Below are 8,596 nucleotides of genomic sequence, written 5' to 3'. Positions count from 1 at the left end.
AGAGACCTATCGTTGGCAGTTTCCTAATCTTGAGGATGGGTGGATTTAAGAAAGAAAGTTGCTATTGTCATCGTTCATTGCTGGAGGGCTTTGATGGGCAAGGGCGGATATTTGGGCGGAAGTACGGTAGTCGGCCCGACGTCTGGCTGGTTCACTTTTAAGCAGCGTGGGGGCGGGAAGCGGAAGAACGCCAAGCCGCTTCTCGTTCCCGAACGTGCGGACGGGAGTTCCCCTAATCTGGGGCTTAAGGTTGCTAAGGAACGCAACGAGGCTGCCGCAAAGAAGCATGACCAGGCCGTAGCAAAGCAGAAGCGCGATCAGGCACGCCGGCTCGACCATCGGAAGCGGAACGCCTCGAACGGTCCGCTCATCCAACCTCTGGTGGCACGCATACCCCAACACAAGGAAGAGATAGTTATCAGCCATTCGCGGGTGAAAATGGTCCCCGTCGTAGTGACGAAAACCAAAGCCGGCAGAATCTACTTAAGCCCGGTATCGAAGGCGCGGAAGCCACTATAAATGACCTCGCGGGTACTTTGGAGGCTTTAGGGCTCGAACCAATCACGCCGCCTCCCACACACGGTTGAGGATCTTGGCCGCGATCGCCGCCTTGTCCTGGGGCAAGAAACGCCCGTAGTGCTGTTGCACCATGTCGGGCGTGTCCTGAATGGCGTAGCTGGCCTGCTCATATGAACCGGTCTGCTTGAGGATGTGGGTAGCCAGGACGTCGCGGACGTTGTGCGGCCCATGAGGGAGCAGGCCCCGGATGACCCCGCGGCCGGTGTAGGGGTTGTAGATGCCGTACCGTTGGATGGTCAGGCGCCAGGCTTCGTAGAACGTGTTCTGGTTGTAGGAGGCGTCGGCGCTGGTCTTCTTTACCGATTTCACGAAGAACGTCCCGGGGTCGGCGGCATTGCCGATGAGGCGGGCACGATGGCGGTCTAGGTAGGCGTCGATCATGTCGTAGAGGCCGGCCAGGTCGGGCAGCACCAGTCGGAATGGCTTCGATCCGAAAAACGACGACGTCGAGTTCTTGAAGGCGACAGCAGGGATGAGCACCTCCCAGCCCTGGTCACGGTCGCTCCATCGCAGTTCGCCCCTCTTCTTGTCCTCGAGGTGCCTCTCCGAGGTCGGCACACGGCCACGAGGGCACACCAGTAGCTCCCGCAGGTTCCGCTGCCGCAGACCCAGGTGCATGCCCAGGCGAAGCAGCAGGAACGACCTGACGGCCTCCGCGGTGGCGCGTGGGTATCGGCGCTCGTCTGGCATCAGGCGTACGATCTCCTCGGTGATCTTGCGGTATTCACCGACCGGGCTGGCGGATTCAAGAACCGGCAGAATCGGCTCGAACGGGTCGCGATGGATGCGGGCCACGCGCTGGATTTCCTTGATCCGATGCCGGGCATGCTTGTGGAAACTGTCGCATGCGGCGTCCCAGTTCTCCCTGGCGCCGTCGATGTCCTCTTTCGAGACCAAGCCCGGGATCGGGCGTAGCCGATCGGCCAGCGACGGCGTCTGCCGGATCCAGCCGGTGTCAGTGCGCGTCATGCCGAGGACAACGCTCAACATGTCGACCTCCCACTTGGTGTAGAAGCCGCGGCGCCGCTCGCGCCATTGCAGATACCAGTCCCAGACCGCAGGGAATACCAACATGGCGAAGCACAGGCTATCGAGAGGCACACCGCAACCTTTCACGGTGCTGCGCGGGTCGGACGCCAGCGCCCCAAACATCAGGCCGAGATGCTCGACCTTCTGCGAAGCGGTCTCGCCATTCCAGACACCGTTCCGCTGGAAGCCAAAGGCGGTCAGCGTCGCCGTCTTGAAGCGAAGTAGCTCGTTCATCTCGCGGTCCAGCGCCGCCGGCGCATCCACAACTGCCGACTCGAGTTCGGCGTCGAGCTCGTCATCCTTGTCGTGATCGTTGGCCACGGCGGAAGGCTTGCGTGGGCGGCCCTGGAACGCCGTGAAGCGGACGGCATACCTCTGCTTCATGGCTTCGGCTTGGTAGCGCCGGTAATCCGTCGACCCGGAAATGATGACGCGTCGCACCCATGTAAGGATCTCGTCTTGCTCGGCCTTCGATCGGGTGAGGAAATCGTCTGGGAGATGCCACGCCAGCCGGCGCCGTTCCGCTGCCGGTATGCCCTCGAGGCGTTGGCCATAGGTCGCCCGGGCGCCGTGGGACAGCTTGGATTTGAAGTAGCCTTGCGGGAGGCGATAGCGATTTTCGATCGCGGCGAGCACGGCAAAGCTCTGGACCGTCCGCGGCAGCAGCTGCCCGGTGCACCACTTCATCAACGTCCGCTGGTCCTGGGCATTTCCAGCTGACTCCAGCGCCAAGAACAGGTGGCGGACACTGTCACCGTGTCGCCGCATGTGGAGAACCAAAGCCTCCGACAGCGTCACCGGGTCTTCCCACTCGGTCCAGAGCGGTTCGGGAAATTCTACGATCGGGCGCGGCTTGGGGCCACGCTTTCGTCCGGCTGCTTTCGACGGGCTACCCACCTTCGATAGCTTGGCTGGCATGCTCCGCGTAGCTGGTGTGATCTCATGCATGGCAACGGCGCGCGAGACGGCGTCGAATACCGGCTGGAGTTGGTGTCTGGCACCGTTCAGCCGCCCCTTGTCCACGCCGGACGCTACGGCGACCTCGGCCCATTCGACCCATTTCCCTCGATACGGCGGGAAGGCCATGAGCTCCAGCAAGTCCACCAGGTATCTTGTGATCGCCTCCCTCTCCTCGGGTTCCAGGATCTTCGCCAAGCGTAGCCGGCAGAACTCCGAAATCATGCGTGGGGTGAGGGAGGCAGTCTTGGGCATCGGCATCTCGCGTTCGGATTAAAAACGCGGGGGATTTGGCCGAATCGGATTTACGACAGGCTAACGCGGCGAGAAGGATTTCGATTTCCGTCCGTCAGCAAGCGCCAGCTGGTCCGGAAAACCCCGCAAAACCGGCGTTTGGCGCCAGAAATACCGGGTATCCCATTTCGAAAATAATCTTGGGGATTTCAGCGTAAACGATGCGCCGGCAATGACTTAGTCGACTCAACTGCCTTTGGAATCGATTCAAAAGTTTTTGGAATCGACTCAGTTATGATTTGGCCCGACACCGGGCGACAAGTGGTGGTGACCCCGGCGGGATTCGAACCCACGACCCCAGGATTAGGAATCCTGTGCTCTATCCAGCTGAGCTACGGGACCACGGGGCCTTGAATAGCAAAACTTGGGCGCAGTTCAAACCAGAACTTCGCGCGTGACCGCAATGCGGTAGCGGCAAAGAGGCAACATATGGGGAGAAACACCCAGTGGGGGCTTTTGGGTGGGTCATTGTCAACTCGTTAATCCCTTTTTGCCTTATTTGGGTGCATGGTGAACGAATTGTTTTTCGGGGCTCCATTGGTCAGGTCCAGCATCGTTCGGTTGGCTGCGCTCGCGGCGCTGTCGTCAGTTTCGGCGGCGGCTTTGGCATGCGAGGACCTGCGCTTCGCGCCGGGCGGCGTGGTCGTGCAGGTGACGGACGGCGACACGGTGGTGCTCGACAGCGGCACCGTGGTGCGGCTGATCGGCACGCAGGCGCCCAAATTGCCGCTCGGGCGCGAGGGCTTTCCAACCTGGCCCAAGGGCGAGGAATCCAAGGCGGCGCTTGCGGCGCTGGTGCTCAACAAAACCGTGCGGCTGGGCTACGGCGGCGAGGAAATCGACCGCTACGAGCGGGCTTTGGCGCATGTGTTCGTGGAAGCGCCTGGGGGCGAAATCTGGGCGCAGCAGCAGATGGTCGCGCAAGGTATGGTGCGGGTCTATTCGTTTCCGGATAATCGTGCATGTCTCGATCAATTGTACGCCGCCGAAGGGCGGGCGCGCATGGCCGGGCTTGGCATCTGGAGCGATCCCTATTACAGCGTGCGGGCGGCAGACAAGCCAGCCGATTTGCTCGCTCTTGCCGGTCACTACGAACTGGTCGAAGGGCGAGTGCTGCTGGCGGACCAAGCGGGCGGGCGGCTCTATCTTAATTTCGGCCGGTTCTGGAACGAGGACTTCACCGCGGTGATCGAAGCGCCAGCGTTGCGTCTATTTGTGGCGGCGGGTATCGATCCCATGGGGTTCGAAGGCGCGCTGGTGCGAATCAGGGGGTGGGTGGATGACCGGGATGGTCCACGCATCGAAATTACCCATCCCGAACAGATCGAGGTTTTGGCCACACGATGAACCTTCTGGGTGGCATTGCTATTGGGTTGCGCAATTCGGTGCTGGCGGTTTCGCTGCTGGCGCTGAGCGGCTGCACGACCCTGACCAGCACCGGCGGTATTGCGGTGACGCAGACCGGCGATAATCCGGCACCCACAGTGGTGCCCGAGGGTACCGATCCCGATGACGTGGTGATCGGGCGCCGCGAGCATCCGCGCATCATCGCGGCCTATGGCGGGGTCTATTCGGACCGGCCGGCCGAGATCATGGTGGCGCGGATCGTCGGGCGGCTGCTGGCGGCTGCCAACCAGCCCAATGCGCAGTTCCAGGTGACCATCCTCGACAGTGCCGAAGTCAACGCTTTCGCGCTGCCGGGCGGCTATATCTATGTAACGCGCGGCATTCTGGCGCTGGCCTCCGATACCAGCGAACTGGCGGCTGTGCTGGCGCACGAAATTTCCCACGTGACCCTGCGCCATGCGCGGGCGCGCACCAACAGGACGCGGACCACCGAGATCGTCGATCGGGTGATCAGCGGCGTGTTCGGCGGCGAGGCGGGGGCCAACGAGGCGGTCGATCGCTCCAAGCAGTCGCTGGCGGCCTTCAGCCAGAACCAGGAGCTTGAGGCCGACCGCGAAGGCATCAAATACGCGGGCAAGGCGGGCTACGATCCGCAGGCGGCGGCACGGTTCCTGGGCGTGATGAGCCGCTTCGCCACGTTCTCCGTGGGCCAGAACCAGAGCGAGGGATTTTTGTCCTCGCATCCATCGACGCCGGACCGCATCCAGAAAGCGGTACAGGTGGCGACACAGATGTTCGGCGCCGCGGGCGTCGGCGAAGTGGATCGCGAAGGCTACCTGGCCAGCATTGCGGGCCTGACGTTTGGCGACAGCGTGTCGCAGGGCTCCATCGTTGGGCGGCGGTTCATCCATAGTGCCAGCAAGTATACGTTCTCCGTGCCGCAGGGGTATACCTTGCAGAATTCGCAGAACGCAGTGGTCGGGGTGGCTGGCGACGGCGAGGCTGTGCGCTTCGATAGCGCCGAGGTCGGCTCCAATGTGGGGCTGGCCGATTATTTGAAGTCGGGCTGGATCGCCGGGCTCAAGGCCGACAGCGTGACCACGCAGAGCTTTAACGGCGTCGACATGGCGTCGGGTATCGCCCAGACCGACCAGTGGTTCTTCCGGGTCTCGGTGATGCGGCTGGACGGGCAGGTCTATCGGTTTATCTTTGCCGCCAAGGCGGACAGTGCGCGGTTTGCGCAGGGCGCCGAGGCGACGCTCAAGAGCTTCCGGCGGACCGATGCGACCGATCTGGCGCAGATCCGCAAGGTGGGCATCAAGATCGTGGTAGCGCGGGCCGGCGACAGTGCCGATTCGCTGGCCAAGCAGATGGCCGGGCTTAATCGCGGCACCGAACTGTTCTACATCATCAACGACCTGTTCCCCGGCGATCCGATCGTTGTGGGGCAGAAGTACAAGGTGGTGGCGCTGCAGTAGCGCCGCTATCAGGGAATGCTGTTGGCGGCGGCGCCGATAGTGGTGGCGGCGCTGCCGGTGCCGCCGGCGTAGAGTGCGGTCAGGTTGGTGCCCAGGATGCCGATGGTGCCGATCAGGGCGACGGCAATCAGCGCCGCGATCAGGCCATATTCAATGGCCGTGGCGCCCGATTGGTCGCGCAGAAATCGTGCAATCGCAGTCCGCAGCATGGCTGTCCCCGGGCTCGTTCGGCGCTTAGAGAAGGTCGCAGAGCGCGGCGATCAATGGCGCGTCGGCCGGGGGCATGGGGTAGTCGCGCAGGGATTGCGGCCGCACCCATTTGAGTGCGGTGTGCTCCCTAGCCTGCGGCTGTCCCTGCCATTTCCGGCAGGCGTAAAGTGGCATTAACAGGTGAAAATTCTCGTAAGAGTGACTGGCGAAAGAAACCGGAGCCAGGCACGCAGTCTTGGTAGAAACCCCAAGCTCTTCCTCGAGTTCGCGGATCAGGGCGGCTTCGGGCGTTTCGTCGGCCTCGACCTTGCCGCCCGGGAATTCCCAGAGACCGGCCAAGGACTTGCCCGGCGGACGCTGGGCGATGAGGACACGGCGGTCGGCATCGACGAGGGCGCAGGCGACGACCAGCAGGATAGGGTACTCGCTCATTTGCGGCCGCCCGGCACGCGATAGCTGTAATCGTATTGGTGGGTGTAACCGAGGCCGGTGTAGAGCGCCTTGGCCGCGGCATTGTCAGTCTGGACATTGAGGGCGGCGGTATGGGCGCCTTGGGTTTTGGCCCAGGCCAGGCCCGAGTGCATCATCGCCGAAGCAAGGCCCTGGCGACGGCGGGTGTTGTCGGTGACCACGTTGCCGGTCAGGACGATACCATTGGCAACCGCCATGATCGAGGAGGCGACTGCCTCCCCATCGCGCGTCAGCACGACGCCAACGGCGGGCACCTTGAATGCGGCCAGCAGGTTCTTCAGCCCGGTCATGGACTGTTCGTTGTAGCCCCGCAACCTTTGCGAGGCCGCCAGAAATTTCGGATCCAGTACCGGCAGGAATTCCGCGTCCTTGTCAGCCTCGTGATCGCCAAGCTCCATGGCAAAGAGGTGACTCGAATCAATCTCCTCCCAGCCGGCCTCATCGAGGGTGGCATTGAGCTCGGGGCTGGACAGGGGCGTGATGCGGAAGACGGGATTGAGTTTTCGGATCACCATCCAAGAACTGGCCGAAATGACGCGCAGGTCGGCGTCTTCGAAGTCGTCCGGGTCAAAGCACTGAATGGAATTGGCGCGCTTGGTATAGCCGCCCGCGGCGCGCCTGACCCACGAGCCGTCCCATTTTTCCTCAATGCCGGGCCAGGCCAAGAGGCTCGCCCGTTCGATGGCTTCGACGTCCGGAATGCTCATTTCAGCTCCGATAATCGCCGTTGATGGTGATGTAGCCGTGGGTCAAATCGCACGTGTAGACCGTGGCCTTGCCGGCGCCGAGACCGAGGCTGACAGTGAGTTCGAGATCCTCGTTCTTCATGTAGGCACTGATAGCGGCTTCGTCGTAGATGGGCGCGCGTTCGCCGTCCTTGGCGACCAAGAGGTCACCGAAGCGGATGGCGAGCTTGTCGCGATCGGCGGGCTCGCCGGCCTTGCCGACGGCCATAACGACGCGGCCCCAATTGGCGTCCTCGCCCGCAATGGCGGTCTTGACCAAGGGGCTATCGGCAATCGACTTGGCGATGCGGAAGGCGCTGGCGTCGCTGGTGGCGCCTTCGACGTGGATCGACACTTGCTTGGTGGCGCCTTCGCCGTCGCGCACCACCTGGATGGCAAGATCGAACAGCACGTCGCGCAGGGCCTCGCCGAAGATTTCGGCGCGGGGATCGTCAAGGGACACGATCGGGGTGACGCCACGGGCCTGGCCGGTGGCGAAGGCAAGCAGGGTGTCGGAGGTGGAGGTATCGCTATCGACGGTGATGGCGTTGAAGCTGGTCTGGACGTGGCGGGCGAGCAGCGCCTGCAGCACGGGGGCGGCGATGGGCATGTCGGTGAAGACGAAGGACAGCATGGTGGCCATATCGGGGGCGATCATGCCCGAGCCCTTGGCGATGCCGTTGATGCGCACTTCGGAGCCGTCGACTTCGAGCGTGGCGCCGCTCAGCTTGGGGAAGGTGTCGGTTGTCATGATGGCCTTGGCGGGGTCCATCCAGGGGGCGTCGCCGAGCCGGGTGGCCATCTGGTCGAGCACGCCGGCGAACTTGTTGGCGTCGAGCGGCTCGCCAATCACGCCGGTGGAGGCGAGGAACACTTCGGCAGGGGCGCAGCCAATGGCCTTGGCGGCGAAGTCGGCGGTCAGCTCGACCGACTTCTGGCCCTTGGCGCCGGTGAAGGCATTGGCATTGCCGGAGTTGACGACCAAGGCGCGGGCGGTGCCGCCCGGCAGGTTGGTCTTGCACCAATCGACGGCGGCCGACGAGCATTTCGATTTGGTGACCACGCCGGCGACAGTGGTGCCGGCATCGAGGGCGACCAGCAGGACGTCCGTGCGGTTCTTGTATTTGATCCCGGCTTCGGCGGTGGCGAAGCGGACGCCGGCGATGGGCGGCAGGTCCGGATAGGTTTTGGGAGCGAGGGGCGAAACCGGGTGGGCCATGGGGCAAGCCTTGCTGGGATTTTTTGGTGTGTTCGATGTGCCCGAAAGAGACGGCATTCGCAAGACGGGACGTGCCAAAGCGCCGCGCAGGGGAACCGGGCGGTTACTGATCGGGTCGGCGGCATGCGGCGAGACGTGCCTCATGAGTTTTGTGGTAAAGCGAGACAGCGTCTCGCCGCATAACGATGGGACTTTGGGCGCGCGCATCGAGCAGCCGCCCTTTCGGATTGGATGCTCCGGCCCGGCGCCATGTGCCAAGGTGGCAGCCATGGTCCGAGCCGTCATCC

General features: G+C 63.1%; 7 protein-coding genes and 1 tRNA gene. 2 read left to right on the top strand and 6 right to left on the bottom strand.

What is annotated here, in order from left to right; all coding sequences use genetic code 11:
- Positions 1 to 561 precede the first annotated feature (561 nt).
- Both JWR51_RS23010 and JWR51_RS23005 read right to left on the bottom strand, forming a co-directional pair.
- Positions 562 to 2,820: a hypothetical protein gene (locus JWR51_RS23010; protein ID WP_299753303.1), complete on the bottom strand. Its 2,259-nt coding sequence runs from the start codon at positions 2,818 to 2,820 to the stop codon at positions 562 to 564.
- Between the two features lie 304 nt (positions 2,821 to 3,124).
- A tRNA-Arg gene (locus tag JWR51_RS23005) sits at positions 3,125 to 3,201 on the bottom strand.
- Positions 3,202 to 3,420: 219 nt separating this feature from the next.
- On the opposite strand from JWR51_RS23005, the gene JWR51_RS23000 reads away from it, so the two are divergent.
- Together JWR51_RS23000 and JWR51_RS22995 are read left to right on the top strand one after the other, a co-directional pair.
- The gene (locus JWR51_RS23000) at positions 3,421 to 4,206 is read left to right on the top strand and encodes a thermonuclease family protein (protein ID WP_299753301.1); all 786 of its coding nucleotides are present in this window, start codon (positions 3,421 to 3,423) and stop codon (positions 4,204 to 4,206) included.
- Positions 4,203 to 5,684 (top strand): M48 family metalloprotease, encoded by a 1,482-nt coding sequence (locus JWR51_RS22995; RefSeq protein ID WP_299753299.1) that lies wholly within the window; start codon positions 4,203 to 4,205, stop codon positions 5,682 to 5,684. The genes JWR51_RS23000 and JWR51_RS22995 overlap by 4 nt, the downstream gene beginning before the upstream one ends.
- A gap of 8 nt (positions 5,685 to 5,692) precedes the next feature.
- Here the strand turns inward: JWR51_RS22995 and JWR51_RS22990 are convergent, their stop codons facing one another.
- Genes JWR51_RS22990 through argJ form a run of 4 tightly spaced genes read right to left on the bottom strand, consistent with a single transcriptional unit; the run spans position 5,693 to position 8,309 of the window.
- The gene (locus tag JWR51_RS22990) at positions 5,693 to 5,893 is read right to left on the bottom strand and encodes a Flp family type IVb pilin (RefSeq protein ID WP_366525643.1); all 201 of its coding nucleotides are present in this window, start codon (positions 5,891 to 5,893) and stop codon (positions 5,693 to 5,695) included.
- 25 nt (positions 5,894 to 5,918) lie between these two features.
- Entirely contained in the window at positions 5,919 to 6,326 is a 408-nt protein-coding gene (locus JWR51_RS22985) for a (deoxy)nucleoside triphosphate pyrophosphohydrolase (RefSeq protein ID WP_299753297.1), read from the bottom strand.
- On the bottom strand, positions 6,323 to 7,072 hold the full coding sequence (locus JWR51_RS22980) for a GNAT family N-acetyltransferase (protein WP_299753295.1): 750 nt from the start codon (positions 7,070 to 7,072) through the stop codon (positions 6,323 to 6,325). The genes JWR51_RS22985 and JWR51_RS22980 overlap by 4 nt, the downstream gene beginning before the upstream one ends.
- A 1-nt stretch (position 7,073) precedes the next feature.
- Entirely contained in the window at positions 7,074 to 8,309 is a 1,236-nt protein-coding gene (gene argJ / locus JWR51_RS22975; protein WP_299753293.1) for a bifunctional glutamate N-acetyltransferase/amino-acid acetyltransferase ArgJ, read from the bottom strand.
- Positions 8,310 to 8,596 lie beyond the last annotated feature (287 nt).

Origin of the sequence: Devosia sp., assembly GCF_028290625.1 — a bacterium.
Lineage (GTDB): Bacteria > Pseudomonadota > Alphaproteobacteria > Rhizobiales > Devosiaceae > Devosia.
Note: the sequence above shows the minus strand (reverse complement) of the source record. Positions and strands in the feature narration are given on the sequence as shown.